Raw genomic sequence first — 15,050 nt, forward strand, 5'->3', positions numbered from 1 at the left:
TCTATTTGTTACACTCACGTAGTGAAAAAAGTTACCCCCTCGTCGCGTATGACAAAGGAACCTAATTATGAATGACCAGAACCATCCTGAACAGGATTCCATCGAGGCGAGGGCAACAGCCAACCAACGCCGAGTCAGCCTTCGCAATCTATTTTTAGACCCAAACAACTTTCGAATCATCCATGAGCCGGATCAAAAGCAAGTATCGGACAATGAAGTAAAAAACCGCGATGTTATGCACCGAACGTTGAGACTCGTATGTGGAGATAAAAATCAGGGTATTCAGGATCTAATCGATAGTTTTAAAACAAACGGCTATCTACGTGTTGATCAGATCCTTGTGAGGGAGTTAGAGGGAGGCAATGGATATGTTGTCGTTGAGGGCAACCGTCGCATCGCTGCTCTCAAGCACTTACAAAATGAATATGAATCCAAGGGTATCGACTTAGGAAAACTTAACCCAGAAATATTTAGTCAGGTTCCCGTTGTACTTTATGTTGACGCTGACGAAGTTCATCACCTCACACTGATGGCACTTAAACATATTAGTGGTAATAAAAAATGGGGTGAGTGGAATCAGGCTCAACTTTTAGAGCAACTACATATGATTCACGGCCTTGATGAGGAGGAAATTTGCAAACGAATCGGCATTAGTAAGGTTGAACTGCGGCGTAGCCTAAGAGCACTCGCTTTAGTAACCGAGTATAAAAAATCTGACTATGGAGATCAATTCAATGAATCGATATTCCCAATTTTTCGTCATGCGGTTCGTAGTGCTGCGCTTAAAAATTGGCTAGATTGGGAAGATAAAAGCAGACAAATCAACAATAGTATAAATCGTGACTTCTTCTTTTCGCTGCTCTCTCGGGAACCGATGGATGAACAAGACGATGACGGTTCCGTGGGCTTCGGTGGTCAATTTAAAGAGCCTGTAATCACACGCCGAGACGACATTGATATATTTGCTAAAGTGATTGCTGATCAAAGAGCCCTAGAATATCTAAAAAAGAGCAGGGATCTAAATGGCGCTTACAGGAGTAGTGATATTGTTTTCAGTGAACGGCAAGAAGCTGCAGTTCGCTCAGTCACTGCCGAAGTGGATACTCTAGCTCAGTTGGCGATTAGTCCTCAGAACGTACCGGGACTAGAAAGTGTTCGTGGGAAGCTACAATCAATTATTGAACGTGCCCGTACTTCTGGTCTCGTTGGTGTTGAACAAAAAGCGGTTTTCCGAGATCGTGTCGATGCTCATTTCAGCGAAATTCACGTTCAACGCTATCGAGGGTTAGCTGGCCTTGAGATGAAAAAACTTTCCAGAATTAATATTATCGCTGGAATTAACAACTCTGGTAAGACTTCGCTACTAGAAGCTATATATCTACTTGCACGCCAGAACGATCTTGACGGCTTGATAGAGGTTATGAGACGGCGAGGTAAAGTCGCGACAGACCAACTAGATCCAGAATGGATGTTGGAGCAACTCGGCGATGACTCGTTGAGTATCGACGGTATGTTTGATCAACTTCCTGCAGCAGTCAATATCGAACATCGAATAGAAGAGGACTCCTCTATTGATCGTACTAGATATCTTGGATCCATTGATATTAATTCAAATTTTGGCACAACTACCCTCCACTCGATAAACCGAATTTATAAGGGACAGGATAGAGAAACCCACGCTGACAGTCTGCGATTGTTGTGCCCGGTTATATTCAGTAGTCCATTCTTTTTCAACGAACCTCATCGTTACACAAGTTTTTATCATAAAAGCGTTCAATCGAAAGCACTGCCTGACATTTTCAAATTTTTACAGGAAAACCTAGTGCCAACACTTGAAGATATCCGCCTAACAGATGAGCGACAACGATTTGTTGTAATCGACCGAAGGTTCAGCTCAGGAGTCGATCTCTCGTGCTATGGAGAGGGGCTGCAGAGAATGTTCTTACTCTCATTGCTGTTTGCATCAGCCCAACATGGGATCATGCTCATTGATGAGTTTGAGAATGCACTTCACTACCATTTGATAGAACCTTTCTCGCGCTTTATATATGATCTTGCAAAAAAATTTAATGTACAAGTATTTCTCACTAGTCATAGTAAGGAATGCATCGATACATTCATCAACGCGATCCCTGAATCTGACGATCTCTCATGCCACGCAATTGTGAACACTAACGACGGTATCAGAACACGTGATTTCTCAGGATCTGCGTTTAAAAAATTACTAGAAGCAGGTGATGTAGATTTGCGGGGGGCTCAATAATGACTAGCTGGTCTAACGTACACCTAATGTTTTGTGAGGGTGCGCATGATGCAGCAGCCATAAAATTGCTGCTAAGAAAATCTCTTGGTTTCAGCCAAGAATCATTGAAAGTCTCGGATTTCCCCTATCCAGTTTCCAACGTAATTAAACAGAGTTTTAAAACACGAGCATCTGAAGACTTGCGTCTAGATTTGGCTAAAAAATTTTTCCTTCCTGATTTCGTAGTTTCCAGAGACAGTGTACTAGTTATGATTTTCAACTATGGTGGTTCGAATCGATCCCAACATATGACCCCATTTTTGGAGAATGTATTTACATTACTCAATGCGCCTGAATTTTCAACTTCTGCCAATTCTAATGTTGAAGTGAGGTTTTCTTACACAGTCTTCGCAGACGCTGATGACATTGGAATTGTTCGGGCGCGAGAAAGAATTAGCTCAGAATTTGGTCAAATCAATAGCAGCCCTTGGCTTACTAGAACATGGACTGCAATTGAAAATACAAAAGCAGTTATGCAGCCGAGTGTTTTTGGCCCAGTCGCAGCCTATATCTGGAGTAAGTGGGCTGAGGACAACGGAACGCTTGAAGACTGTCTATTGGAATGCTTTGTAGGACGCGACAGATTTGATACTACGCTAGAGTTTATTGATTCTCGATTTAACTGGACTCCAGGTGAGGATGCTACATCCGATGAAATATGCGCAACCGCCTCAAAAAGACTTAAGGCTGCATTCTGTGTTGAAGGTCAATACAAAAAACCTGGCGGTAGTCTTAGCGTAATTTTGGATCAGGGAGAATTACTAAACCTCGACTCTTTTGGTAGGTCCAATGCAATTCAAGATTGCTTGAGATTTTTGAATACATGGCTTGTAGTGACTTAGAGTTAGCGCCAACTCATCAATTATTTGATTGGATGTAAATTCCAGCGCTCACTACGCTCTTTTTAATCTCAAATCAATGAGGCAAAACCATATAGCCATGAAATAACCTTTAATAAACAGATACTACAGCCGTGCTCAATACACGCCAGGCTCACCCTCAGGACGGGTCTTGAAACGTTTGTGTGCCCAGAAGTATTCGGAGGGGGCTTTCAATACTTCCTGTTCGATGAACGCATTCATTTCGCGGGTGGCGGATGCCAGATCACCGGATGGATAATTTTCCCAAGGGCGATGGAAAGTGACTTTCCAGCCCTGATAATCAGGCAGCATAGTGGCGATCACAGGCACAACTTTGGCGTTAGTGGACGCAGCTAAACGCGGCAGTGCAGTCAGGGTTGCGGCGGGGATACCGAAGAAGGGGATGAAGTCAGCATTCTTCACGCCGAAATCCATATCCGGCAACATAAAGTAAGGCAGGCCTTCATTGCTCATAGCACGGATAATCGGCTTGACGCCTTCAGCGCGCGAAAACAGCTTGACCGGACGGAAGCGCGAGCGGCCTTTGCGCAAAGCCTGATCAAATACTTTATTGCGCTGCTCGGTATAAATCGAACACAGTGAAGACTCCAGCATCACAGCGACACCAGCCACATCCAGACACACAAAATGCGGGCACATGAGTATGGTCGGGCCGGACTGTATCACGTCCAGCGGCACTGCTGGCTCAACCTGAATCAGGCGCTTCAGACGGGCTTCAGAAGCCCACCACAAAATGCCGCGTTCGAACACGCTGCGTGCATACATTTGAAAATGCTGCTTCGCGATCTGATGACGTTCCTGCTCGCTTAAGTGCGGCAGACATAAGCGTAAATTGGTCAGCGCGATATGGCGCCGTTTGCGCAGCAATCCAAACAGTAAACTGCCGACAGCTTCCCCTAATCTTCCTAAAACCGGCAGCGGCAACCAGTGCAACAACCACATCAGCACCAGCACGGCTCTCATGCAGACTCCTGTTTATCTGCATCCGGTGCGGCCACGCCATCGGGCTGTTTGTAGCGGTTGTAACTCCAGAAGTACTGCGCCGGCGAACGTGCAATCAGTTTTTCCATGGCGCGGTTAATCGCTGCTGCCTGCGCTGCGGTATCGCCATCCAGATTTTCTTCAAACGGGACAAAACGCACGATATAGCCTTTACCGGCTGGCAGCCGTTCGGCATAGGTCAGGATAATCGGCGCGCCATTCATGCTGTGCAGTTTGGCTGACAGGGTCATGGTGTAAGCCGGCTTACCGAAAAAGCGTGCCCACACGCCCTCTCCTTCCTGTGGCACCTGATCCGGCAGCAGGCCTATCGCTTCGCCTTTTTTGAGCGCTTTGGCCATGATGCGCACGCCGGACAAATTGGCCGGAGCGAGTAGCAGATTGTCACGTGCCCGCGCATCCTCGATCAGCGGCTTCAGCGCTGCTTTACGCGGTGGCCGGTACATCACGGTCAGACGGGTACGCTCTGCAATCATTTGCGCCACGATTTCAAAACAGCCCAGATGCGGCGTTAAAAAAATCACGCCTTTTTTTGCATCCAGCGCCTGCTGCACCAGTTCCCAGTTTTCCAGCGTGGCGGTTTTCAGCACCCGCTCAGGACGCGCGCACCAGATAAAAGGTAGTTCAGCGATGTTCTTACCGGCTTCGCGCACCGCATGCCAGCGTTGATCAGAAAAACCGGCCCGCTGCAGGTTTTCCTGCAGGCGGCGGCGATAAGAACCAGACAGTAAATACACCAGACAGCCAAGCAAGGCGCCGCCTGCATGCAGTATAGGTAAAGGGAAACGGGAGAGAAATCGGAATAAATGGACAAGCATGACGCCGCGCAAGAATCAATGAAAAATGGAGGGGTATTCGACATAGATGCGCCGAAAGGCGTAAAATATCATACATTGGCTGGCTGATGGACGATCCTCAGCAAGCTGACCGCCGAGTTAACAGACAACTTGCGAGGCGGTATACAAGTTCCGCTAAAGCGTCGCAGGTTCTATTTTCGACTGCGGCACATTTTTTCGGTCAATTTTTATAGGAGCCTGCGATGGCGAATGACTTCCTTTTTACCTCTGAATCCGTGTCCGAAGGACATCCGGACAAGGTTGCAGATCAGATTTCCGATGCGATTCTGGATGCAATCCTCGAACAAGACCCTTACTCCCGCGTTGCAGCTGAAACCCTGACCAATACCGGTCTGGTGGTGCTGGCCGGTGAGATCACGACGCAAGCCAATGTGGATTACATCCAGGTGGCACGCGATACCATCAAGCGCATAGGCTACGACAATACAGAATACGGTATTGATCACAAAGGCTGCGCGGTGCTGGTCGCGTATGACAAACAATCAAATGACATCGCGCAGGGCGTGGATCGCGCCAGCGATGACTACCTGAACATCGGCGCCGGTGATCAGGGTCTGATGTTTGGTTACGCTTGCGATGAAACACCGGAGCTGATGCCAGCGCCGATTTACTATGCACACCGTCTGGTTGAGCGTCAGGCACAATTGCGTAAAGATGGCCGCCTGCCTTTCCTGCGTCCGGATGCGAAATCCCAGGTCACCATGCGCTATGTCGATGGCAAGCCACACAGCATAGATACCGTCGTGCTGTCAACACAGCATAGCCCGGACCAAAGCGAAACATCCACCAAGATGAAGCAATCCTTCATCGATGCGGTGATCGAGGAAATCATTAAACCTGTGCTGCCTAAAGAATGGCTGCAGGATACCAAGTACCTGATTAATCCTACCGGTCGCTTTGTGATCGGCGGTCCGCAAGGCGATTGCGGTCTGACTGGCCGTAAAATCATCGTCGATACTTACGGCGGTGCCTGCCCGCATGGCGGCGGCGCATTCTCCGGTAAAGATCCGACGAAAGTGGATCGTTCCGCTGCGTATGCTGCACGTTATGTGGCAAAGAATATCGTGGCAGCGGGTCTGGCGCGTCAATGCCAGATTCAGGTGGCGTATGCGATTGGCGTGGCACGTCCTATGAATGTCACGGTCTATACCGAAGGTACCGGCGTGATCCCGGATGATCAGATCGCAGCATTGGTCAATGAACATTTTGACCTGCGCCCGAAAGGCATTATCCAGATGCTGGATCTGTTACGTCCGATTTACTCCAAGACTGCGGCCTACGGCCATTTTGGCCGCGAAGAGCCGGAATTCAGCTGGGAACGTACCGACAAAGCCGCTATCCTGCGCGCCGCAGCCGGTCTGTAATTACGTCATGAAGGAGCCCGCGTCACAATGCTTGTGCAGTATCGTTTGAACACAGTATCGCTGACGCGCTCCGCTTTTTGCTCATGCCTGCTGGCTGCTACAGCCATGCAGGCGGCTCTGACCACTACGCATACCTATGCGGCGACGCCAGCAGCAAATGCCACCCCAACCAAAACAGCCAAACCGGTCACTGACTGGTGCCCGGCTTTAACTGCCAGACTTCCCAAAGTATCCGTCGCTGACTGCCGCAATGCGCAGCTCAAACCAACCGGTGTGAATTCGCTCAATGGTTTTCCGGTATTGTTCCGTGATATGCCAGCCGATGCGCGACACCCTGGCGCGATACGTGTGCTGTTATTGGGCGGGATACATGGCGATGAACAAACCGCATCATCTATCGTCTTCAAATGGATGGAGCTGTTACAGCGTCCCGGTGCAGCGGAATTTAACTGGCGCGTCGCACCTGTCGTCAATCCGGATGGTTTGCTGGCGGCTAAGCCTAAACGCGTCAATGCGCGTGGCATTGATCTGAACCGCAACTTCCCGACCCCGGACTGGGAAAAAGAAGCGCCTGCTTACTGGGCCCGTGTGACGCGTAAAGATCCACGCCGTTTCCCGGGTAAAAAACCGGTCTCTGAACCGGAAAGCCGCTGGGTCTATGACACCATAGAACGCTACAAACCCGATGTGATTATTTCGGTGCACGCACCTTTCGGCGTACTCGATTTTGATGGCCCGACTGATCCGCCTACCCGCTTTGGCAGGCTGGTGTATAACCGCGTCGGCATTTACCCTGGCTCACTCGGAAATTACAGCGGCATACACAAAGATATTCCTGTAGTGACCATAGAGCTGCCACATGCTCTGACCATGCCATCAGATGCAGAAGTTCAGCGTATCTGGACCGATATGCAAAAATGGATACGCCAGCATATCGCTGCGCCACTCAAAACTGCTGGCAAATCCTGAAGCCAGTTCTGCCCTTTTTTTGGGCAAAGTCAGATCAAAATTGCACGAAATACTGTCAGACTTACTTTTTGCAACTCTTTTTACATGGCAAGAAATTTTCAAAAATCCCGTGTACTTTGGAACTTTCTTTGCTTCCCCCTCTCAAAGCCTCAGATTTGTTTATTAACCCGCCCTGAAAATACTCTTAATTTCAGAAAAATCTCCGATAGTCAAGCCGTTTTTTTTGGTGCACTGCCACTTTTATAGGCATTCCAGTTAAAACAGCTTTGATTTTTATCAATATAGAATTCACCTTTACGTAGTTTCCACAATCAAACAATGAAGCAAGTTTGCTCAAAGTCGATTGCAAAGAAATTTTCTTTTGAAAATATATTTTTACACTTTTCCTCTAGAAACAATAAACAACAAACCCTGTTCTCGTTTTTTCCATTGTCTGATTTACTAATACTCAGCTAAACAGGCATAGCACCGAAGTCAACACTGTGTAAGCAGCGTATTGCTGAGAGCCGGACACCTGCCTGAGGTCTGCTCTGTTTCGGTCTGATTGAAGAAGTTCAACTCTGGCTGTACCGGTACGCTGGTCAGCTGACAGCAAAAATAAACAATCATTGGAGAAAAAATGTCACGAGCTTTGAAAATGAAACAGGTCTTCCGTCCAACCGCGATTGCCCTGATGCTGGCATGCGCATGGGATGCGCAGGCAGCAGAAAGAATCAATCTGAATCAAGCAGGTGCTGAGCAGGCGGTTGCTGCTTCCCTGGCAAAAACTGGCGCTGCACGCGCCCACGAAGTGCTGGGTCTGGCCAGCGATGAACTGCAGGCAGTGCGCAGCCACACTTATGCGAATGGCAAAGTCGTGACCCGTCATCAGCAACTGTATAAAGGCATCCCGGTCTGGGGTGAAGCAGTGGTTGAGCACAGCGGCTCCAGCCAGCCATCTCTGGCCGGTGGCTTCGTGCGTGGTCTGGACAAAGATCTGCCTAGCACAAAAACAACCTATTCCGCTGCTCAGGCACTGAATCTGGCTAAAACCCAGGCACGTACCCAGCAAACAGAAAACGAACAGTCCAAACTGTTCGTCAAACTCGATGGCAATAACACTGGCCGTCTGGTGTATGCCGTGTCCTTCGTAGATACACGCGATCCAGCCAAGCCTAGCCGTCCACATTTCATCATCGATGCCAACACTGGTAAAGTGCTGGAACAATGGGAAGGTATTACCCACGCGCTGTCCGGCACAGGTCCTGGCGGTAATGCAAAAACCGGTCAGTATGAATACGGCACAACTGCAGGTTATGGCTTCCTCGACGTCGTTGTGAGCGGTTCCACCTGTAAGCTGAGCAGCACCAATGTCGACACGTACAACATGAACGGTGCGACTTCCGGCTCAGGTACCCTGCATTCTTTCACATGCCCACGCAATACCGTGAAAGCCATCAACGGTGCTTACTCGCCGATGAATGATGCGCATTACTTCGGTAATCAGGTATTCAACATGTACCAGGCATATGTCGGTGTACGTCCGATCAGTCAGAAACTGGTCATGAAAGTGCATTACGGCAGCAACTACGAAAATGCATTCTGGGATGGCTCTGCAATGAGCTACGGTGATGGCGCAACCACTTTCTATCCATTAGTCTCGCTGGACGTCACCAGCCATGAAGTATCGCACGGCTTCACTGAACAAAATTCCGGTCTGGTGTATTCCGGCATGTCCGGCGGCATGAATGAGGCTTTCTCTGACATGGCGGGTGAAGCAGCGAAATTCTATGTCAAGGGCACAAACGACTTCAAAGTCGGTACCGACATTTTCAAAGCTTCAGGTGCGCTGCGTTATATGTACAACCCACCACTGGATGGCCGTTCGATTGATAATGCCTCCAAATATACCAGCAGCTTAGACGTGCATTATTCCAGCGGCGTGTACAACAAGGCTTTCTATCTGCTGGCAACAACGGCAGGCTGGGATACCAAAAAAGCATTCCAGGTCATGGCCGATGCGAACCGCCTGTACTGGACTTCCGGCAGCACCTTCAATGATGGTGCCTGTGGCGTAGAAAAAGCAGCGGCTAACCGTGGCTATGTAGTCGCTGATGTCACCAACGCATTCAAAGGCGTAGGTGTAAGCTGCTCTACAACACCAGTTCCAGCAACCGCTTTGACTAAAGGTGTACCGGTATCCGGCATCAGCCTGGCAAGTGGCGCCAGCAAACTGTTCAGCATCGTCGTTCCTAGTGGCGCGAAAAACCTGAGCATCAAGCTGTCTGGCGGCACAGGTGATGGTGATATCTACGTAAAAGCCGGTTCTGCACCGACTACCACGTCTTACACCTACAAATCGGATGGCTCCACCAATGCAGAAACCGTTTCAGTCGCAACACCTACTGCAACGACTTACTACATCCTGGTGAATGGCTACGCCACAGTCAGCGGTGCTTCTCTGGTCGCGACTTACCAGTAATTCCTGACTCAAGTCACACTTACAATTTTCCCGCTCCCACCGGAGCGGGATTTTTTTCGCCCGTGTTTCAGCTACGCTCACTTTTCTATGGAGTTGATCATGCAAAAACGAATTTCTTCCCTGTTGATATCCAGTCTGTTTGCCCTGCTCAGTAATCAGGCTTACGCCGCCGAAGATAAAGTCTGGATTTCTATCGGCGACAAGGCTTTACAGCAATTACAAAAACTGGCGCCAGCCACCGTGATTCAACAATCCAGCATGGTGCTGGCCGCGCCCGCCAATAGCCTGAATAAGCAAGCTGCGCAGGAAGAGCAAGTCCATCTGGTACAAGTCAGTCAGGATCAGATGCTGCGTTTGTCCGATGCCATACATCATGAACTGAAACGCTGCGGCGGCTTCATGTTCCACCGCGATCTGAACAGCGCAAAAACCAGCCTCAGCAAACTCTCAGCTCAAAGTAAAGCTGGACTGGCGGCACTCGCCGCACCCTCGTATACCATCGATAATCAGTCCGTCGTGACACCAATGCTGACGCAAATGCAGGCTACCAATATCGGTCAGACTATCGTCGATTTTTCCGCCTTTGCCAACCGCTACTACACCACCAATAATGGTGTGAATGCCTCCAACTGGCTCAAGCAGAAATGGACTAGTATAGCCAGCGGCCGTAGCGATATCACGGTCGAACAATTCACCCACGCAGGCTGGGCGCAGAAATCGGTCATTCTGACCATTAAAGGCAGCGACAACAGTGCTGAAGTCGTGGTTCTGGGCGCACATCTGGACTCCATCAATACCAAGGGGACCACAGAAACCACCAAGGCTCCGGGCGCGGATGATGATGCATCCGGCATCGCCAGCCTGACCGAAATCCTGCGTGTGATGGTGGCCAATAATTACAAGCCACGCCGCACGATTAAACTCATGGGCTATTCGGCTGAAGAAGTCGGTTTGCGCGGTTCGCAGGATATCGCCAAGAGCTACAAAGCAGCCAATACCAATGTGGTTGGTGTGATGCAGCTGGATATGACGAATTACAAGGGCTCACCGCAAGACATCTATCTGTACACCGACTATACCAATGCAGCACAAAATCAGTTTGTCGCCAATCTGATCACCACCTATCAGCCCAGCCTGACCATAGGCTACGATAAGTGCGGCTATGGCTGCTCGGATCACGCCTCATGGAATGCGCAAGGCTATGCGGCATCCATGCCTTTCGAAACCGCATTCAATCAGGATAACCCTTACATTCACACTGAAAACGATACCTTCGCCAACAGTGGCGGACAGGCGAATCACTCACTGAAATTTGCACGTCTGGGTTTGTCGTTTGCCGTGGAACTGGGTAGCGATGGACCAGCCACACCGGGCAAACCACCCGTCACGGACAGCTACAGCGGCAGCCTGACGCAAAATCAGACTAAGAGCTTTGGTCCCTTCAAAACCGCCTCAGGCAGCGTGACAGTAGCGACCACAGGTACTGGCGATGTGGATTTGTATGCACGTAAATCCAGCGTGCCAACCACTACGACCTATGACTGCAAATCCGATGGTTCAACTGCGACGGAAAGCTGCAGCCTGAACCAGAGCGCTAACGGTGATGTCTATGTTTTACTCAAGGGTTATACCGCTTCCAGCTATAGCCTGAAAGTCACTTATACACCGCAATAAGCGTATCTGGCTGTACGTTCAATGCAGTGTCATGCGCTGCCTGAATAAAGAAAAAAAGCAGACCGGATTCAGCCCCGGTCTGCTTTTTTTTCACAGTAAACGCCGTCGTGAATACAGGCAAACTGGACGCTGTCAGTACTTGTATCCGAAGCCCACGGTCAGCAGACTGGATGTGGTTTTAAATCCTGCTCCGGGTTTGCTGTTGTAGTTGATGTTCGCCCCCACATTCAGCGTCCAGGCATTGGCAACCACGGTAGCCAGTGACATGTCCAGTGTGCTGCGCAGGCCCATATCAGACTGCCCCGGATAAATCACCAGTTTTTGTTTAAACGCCGAGGTGGCGCTCAATTGATGGCTGTATTCTTCACCCAATAATAATTCGGCACCGTTCACACTGGATGGTGCCGGAGCCACAACAGCGGTAAAACGTTTACCGGAATAGCCAATACCGGCGAATACATCCAATGCGGTTTCTTTGCTGCGGATCACGTGATAACCGGCACCCGCATTCAATGCATAGCGGGAATTGATATTTTGCGGCTTATTGGTTTCCAGTTCCGCGCCACCAAATGCAAACGCATCCGGCGAGAGATTGTAATCATAGCGTCCACCGGCACGCAATAATTGCGCAGTGCGGGTTTTGACATCGTTCACAGTACTGCTGCCATAGTTAGCCAGACTGTACAGAGATACTTTATCTTGCAACGTCGCCTTGCTGCCATCTGCATTGAAATTCAAATTTTGCGTCGTCGAATTATTATTAGCAAAAGAACCGCCAGCAGAGAGCGCACCATGCCACTGTCCATCGGTAACGGTTTGCGCCTGCACTGCACCAGCAGCTAAAACGCTGATCATGAATACGGACTTAAGCATGTACTTACCAGAAAATTGCATCGTATGACCTCATCAATAAAATTACACGGCCGACTCAAAGTGCGACCCCGGGAAAATAGCCAGGCCGGATTATAAAGAGAGGAAACAAGTCAAAATGATAAATACCGTCAAAATGCATGACTGCTAATGTAAAGCAATGTTAAGCAAAAAATTCAATAACTGTCGGAAATTTGAACTATTCATCCCGCGCTGCGGTCGAAAAAGCGGCTTGTCTGCTTGAAACTTTCGTGGCAGGCTGGCAGCTCAGGCGATGCAATCAAGCGATACGTGATATCCGGTTTTCCGGATTCAGCAATCCGCCTTCGCCCATGTTCTATACGATGATCACAACACTACAACGAGACTGAGGACACATGAAACCACAACGTCAATTTCTGGCGGCGCTGACATTGCTGGCGGCAGCCAGCGTCAGCTATGCGCAAACGCAAGATCCACATCAATGGCTGGAAGATGTCAGCGGCGATAAGGCGCTGAACTGGGTCAAGGCCCGCAATGCAGAAACCCGCAGCAAACTCGACAAGGATGCGGGCTTTATCAAATTGCGCGACGATCTGGGTGTGATCCTGAATTCCAAAGACCGGATTCCTGGCATCTATAAAATGGGCGATGCGGTCTATAACTTCTGGACCGATGCCGAACATCCGCGCGGCTTGTGGCGTAAAACCACACTGGACGAATACCGTAAGCCGCAACCCGCCTGGGAAGTGGTGCTGGATGTGGATGCACTGGCTAAACAGGAAAATGAAAACTGGGTCTACAAACGCGCTAATTGCCGCGAACCGGAATACGATCGCTGCCTGATCGAGTTATCGCGTGGCGGTGCCGATGCAGTCACACTGCGTGAGTTTGATCTGAAATCTAAAAGCTTCGTCAAAGGCGGCTTTAGCCTGCCAGAAGCCAAGATGAATGTAGATTGGCGCGACAAGGATACGCTGTATGTCGCGACCGATTTCGGCAAAGGCTCGCTGACTGACTCCGGTTACGCACGCATCGTCAAAGAATGGAAGCGTGGCACGCCGCTGAGCAAGGCACACACCTTGTTGGAAGCACAGAAAACCGATATGAGCGTGGCGGCACAAAGCAGCGAGCACGGTGGTGTGCGGCATGAACTGGTACACCGACAAATCACTTTCTACACCTCCGAACAATTCCTGCGCAATGGCGACAAACTGACGCGTCTGGATGTGCCGGCCCAGTCCGATGTGTCCTTCTTCAGTACGCAAATCATCGTCACCCCAAGAGAAAACTGGACCACGGGTGCTCAGACTTTTGCCGCTGGCAGTGTGCTGGCGATGGATTTCGACGCCTTCATGAAAGGTGAGCGTCAATTCACTGCGCTGTTCACACCAAGCAGCAGCACCTCATTCACAGGCATGGCAGCGACGCGCAATACTTTGCTGCTGCAATCCCTGAACGATGTGAAAAGCAAGCTGGTGGAATGGAGCTTCAAAGACGGCAGCTGGACACAACGCGAAGTCAGCCTGCCTACCCTGGGCAGCGTAGGCGTGATGGCCTGGGACCCGGATCACAGCGATGAATACCTGCTCAGCTATTCCGATTATCTGACCCCGAGCGTCTACCTGATGGCGAAAGCTGGCAGCGATGAGCGTGAAAAACTGAAGTCTGCGCCAGCCTTCTTTGATGCGAGTCCGTATGAAACAGTCCAGCAGTTTGCCACCTCCAAAGACGGTACCAAAGTGCCTTACTTTATGGTGAAACGCAAAGACCTGAAACTGGATAGCAACAACCCTACTCTGCTGTATGGCTACGGCGGTTTCCAGGTATCGCTGACGCCTTCTTATTCCGGTGCTTTAGGTAAGAACTGGCTGGAAAAAGGCGGCGTGTATGTGGTCGCCAATATCCGTGGTGGCGGTGAATATGGCCCGAGCTGGCACCAGGCTGCACTCAAAGGCAATCGCCAGCGTGCCTATGATGATTTTGCAGCGGTCGCCGAACATCTGATCAGCAGTAAGATCACCAGCCCGCAACATCTGGGTGCGATGGGTGGCAGCAATGGCGGCCTGCTGGCCGGTGTGGCGCTGACCCAGCGTCCTGACTTGTTCAATGCGGTCGTGAGCCAGGTACCTTTGCTCGACATGAAGCGTTTCAGCCACTTGCTGGCAGGGGCTTCCTGGATGGGTGAATACGGCAATCCGGATGTGGCCGAGGAATGGGCATTTATTCAGCGTTACTCACCTTATCAAAATGTGAAGGCAGAAGTGAAGTATCCGAATGTATTGTTCATTACCTCCACCCGGGACGACCGCGTCCATCCTGGTCATGCACGGAAAATGGCGGCCAAGATGCGGGCACAGGGTCATAAAAACGTCTGGTACTATGAGAATATCGAAGGTGGTCATGGCGGTGCGGCCAATAATGCGCAGCGTGCAGACATGAGTGCGATCACCTATAGCTTCTTATGGAATATGCTGAAATGGGAGAATGCAGAGTACCGCATCCACTGACCACTGTTCCGCTTGTTAGCTGATTAACCCGTTTAACCCGTTGATCAGCACAATCCGTTATCCTGTCAGGGGTAACGGATTTTTTATTTAGACTTAAGCAAAACCATCGCAGCAGTCTGAGCATCTGTTGATGCAGCGCGCTACGCTACTTCCAGCTCGCTTCTCATCTTCTGTTGGCGACATA

At 49.9% G+C, this 15,050-nt stretch carries 10 protein-coding genes; 7 read left to right on the forward strand and 3 right to left on the reverse strand.

Annotation, left to right across the window (positions count from 1 at the left end; translation table 11 throughout):
* Nucleotides 1-67: 67 nt before the first annotated feature.
* Nucleotides 68-2,263 (forward strand): AAA family ATPase, encoded by a 2,196-nt coding sequence (locus H8K43_RS15910; protein ID WP_186904738.1) that lies wholly within the window; start codon nt 68-70, stop codon nt 2,261-2,263.
* The gene (locus H8K43_RS15915; protein WP_186904739.1) at nt 2,263-3,144 is read left to right on the forward strand and encodes a hypothetical protein; all 882 of its coding nucleotides are present in this window, start codon (nt 2,263-2,265) and stop codon (nt 3,142-3,144) included. The genes H8K43_RS15910 and H8K43_RS15915 overlap by 1 nt, the downstream gene beginning before the upstream one ends.
* Before the next feature lie 135 nt (nt 3,145-3,279).
* On the opposite strand, the gene H8K43_RS15920 is transcribed toward H8K43_RS15915, so the two are convergent.
* Together H8K43_RS15920 and H8K43_RS15925 are read right to left on the reverse strand one after the other, a co-directional pair.
* A complete protein-coding gene (locus H8K43_RS15920) occupies nt 3,280-4,146 on the reverse strand; it encodes an LpxL/LpxP family acyltransferase (protein WP_186904740.1) in 867 nt (288 codons plus the stop codon).
* On the reverse strand, nt 4,143-5,000 hold the full coding sequence (locus H8K43_RS15925) for a lysophospholipid acyltransferase family protein (protein ID WP_186904741.1): 858 nt from the start codon (nt 4,998-5,000) through the stop codon (nt 4,143-4,145). The genes H8K43_RS15920 and H8K43_RS15925 overlap by 4 nt, the downstream gene beginning before the upstream one ends.
* Before the next feature lie 221 nt (nt 5,001-5,221).
* Between H8K43_RS15925 and metK the strand changes: the two genes are divergently transcribed.
* The 4 genes from metK to H8K43_RS15945 all read left to right on the forward strand — a co-directional run bounded on the left by metK (nt 5,222) and on the right by H8K43_RS15945 (nt 11,507).
* The gene (metK, locus tag H8K43_RS15930) at nt 5,222-6,403 is read left to right on the forward strand and encodes a methionine adenosyltransferase (protein ID WP_162020637.1); all 1,182 of its coding nucleotides are present in this window, start codon (nt 5,222-5,224) and stop codon (nt 6,401-6,403) included.
* 45 nt (nt 6,404-6,448) lie between these two features.
* Nucleotides 6,449-7,372: a M14 family murein peptide amidase A gene (locus tag H8K43_RS15935; protein WP_230404018.1), complete on the forward strand. Its 924-nt coding sequence runs from the start codon at nt 6,449-6,451 to the stop codon at nt 7,370-7,372.
* A 619-nt stretch (nt 7,373-7,991) separates the two neighbouring features.
* Nucleotides 7,992-9,833, forward strand: coding sequence for a M4 family metallopeptidase (locus H8K43_RS15940; RefSeq protein WP_230404021.1), 1,842 nt, complete (start codon nt 7,992-7,994; stop codon nt 9,831-9,833).
* A 99-nt stretch (nt 9,834-9,932) separates the two neighbouring features.
* Nucleotides 9,933-11,507 carry a M28 family metallopeptidase gene (locus H8K43_RS15945; protein WP_186904742.1) on the forward strand — a complete coding sequence of 525 codons (1,575 nt, stop codon included), beginning with the start codon at nt 9,933-9,935 and terminating at the stop codon, nt 11,505-11,507.
* A 132-nt stretch (nt 11,508-11,639) separates the two neighbouring features.
* On the opposite strand, the gene H8K43_RS15950 is transcribed toward H8K43_RS15945, so the two are convergent.
* On the reverse strand, nt 11,640-12,380 hold the full coding sequence (locus tag H8K43_RS15950; protein ID WP_186904743.1) for a DUF481 domain-containing protein: 741 nt from the start codon (nt 12,378-12,380) through the stop codon (nt 11,640-11,642).
* 374 nt (nt 12,381-12,754) lie between these two features.
* Here H8K43_RS15950 and H8K43_RS15955 point away from each other — a divergent pair, with 374 nt between their 5' ends.
* Complete coding sequence (locus H8K43_RS15955; RefSeq protein ID WP_186904744.1) at nt 12,755-14,866, forward strand: prolyl oligopeptidase family serine peptidase; 2,112 nt, start codon at nt 12,755-12,757, stop codon at nt 14,864-14,866.
* The last annotated feature ends 184 nt before the right edge of the window (nt 14,867-15,050 follow it).

The sequence above is a fragment of the Cognatundibacterium curvum genome, assembly GCF_014284235.1.
GTDB classification, from domain to species: Bacteria; Pseudomonadota; Gammaproteobacteria; order Burkholderiales; family Burkholderiaceae_D; genus Undibacterium; species Undibacterium curvum.

Excerpts from the sequence above, each read along its gene's own strand:
- H8K43_RS15955 (WP_186904744.1), top strand. The coding sequence starts at position 12,755 with ATGAAACCACAACGTCAATTTCTGGCGGCGCTGACATTGCTGGCGGCA.
- H8K43_RS15925 (WP_186904741.1), bottom strand. The coding sequence starts at position 5,000 with ATGCTTGTCCATTTATTCCGATTTCTCTCCCGTTTCCCTTTACCTATA.
- H8K43_RS15950 (WP_186904743.1), bottom strand. The coding sequence starts at position 12,380 with ATGCTTAAGTCCGTATTCATGATCAGCGTTTTAGCTGCTGGTGCAGTG.
- H8K43_RS15915 (WP_186904739.1), top strand. The coding sequence starts at position 2,263 with ATGACTAGCTGGTCTAACGTACACCTAATGTTTTGTGAGGGTGCGCAT.
- H8K43_RS15940 (WP_230404021.1), top strand. The coding sequence starts at position 7,992 with ATGTCACGAGCTTTGAAAATGAAACAGGTCTTCCGTCCAACCGCGATT.
- metK (WP_162020637.1), top strand. The coding sequence starts at position 5,222 with ATGGCGAATGACTTCCTTTTTACCTCTGAATCCGTGTCCGAAGGACAT.
- H8K43_RS15910 (WP_186904738.1), top strand. The coding sequence starts at position 68 with ATGAATGACCAGAACCATCCTGAACAGGATTCCATCGAGGCGAGGGCA.
- H8K43_RS15920 (WP_186904740.1), bottom strand. The coding sequence starts at position 4,146 with ATGAGAGCCGTGCTGGTGCTGATGTGGTTGTTGCACTGGTTGCCGCTG.
- H8K43_RS15945 (WP_186904742.1), top strand. The coding sequence starts at position 9,933 with ATGCAAAAACGAATTTCTTCCCTGTTGATATCCAGTCTGTTTGCCCTG.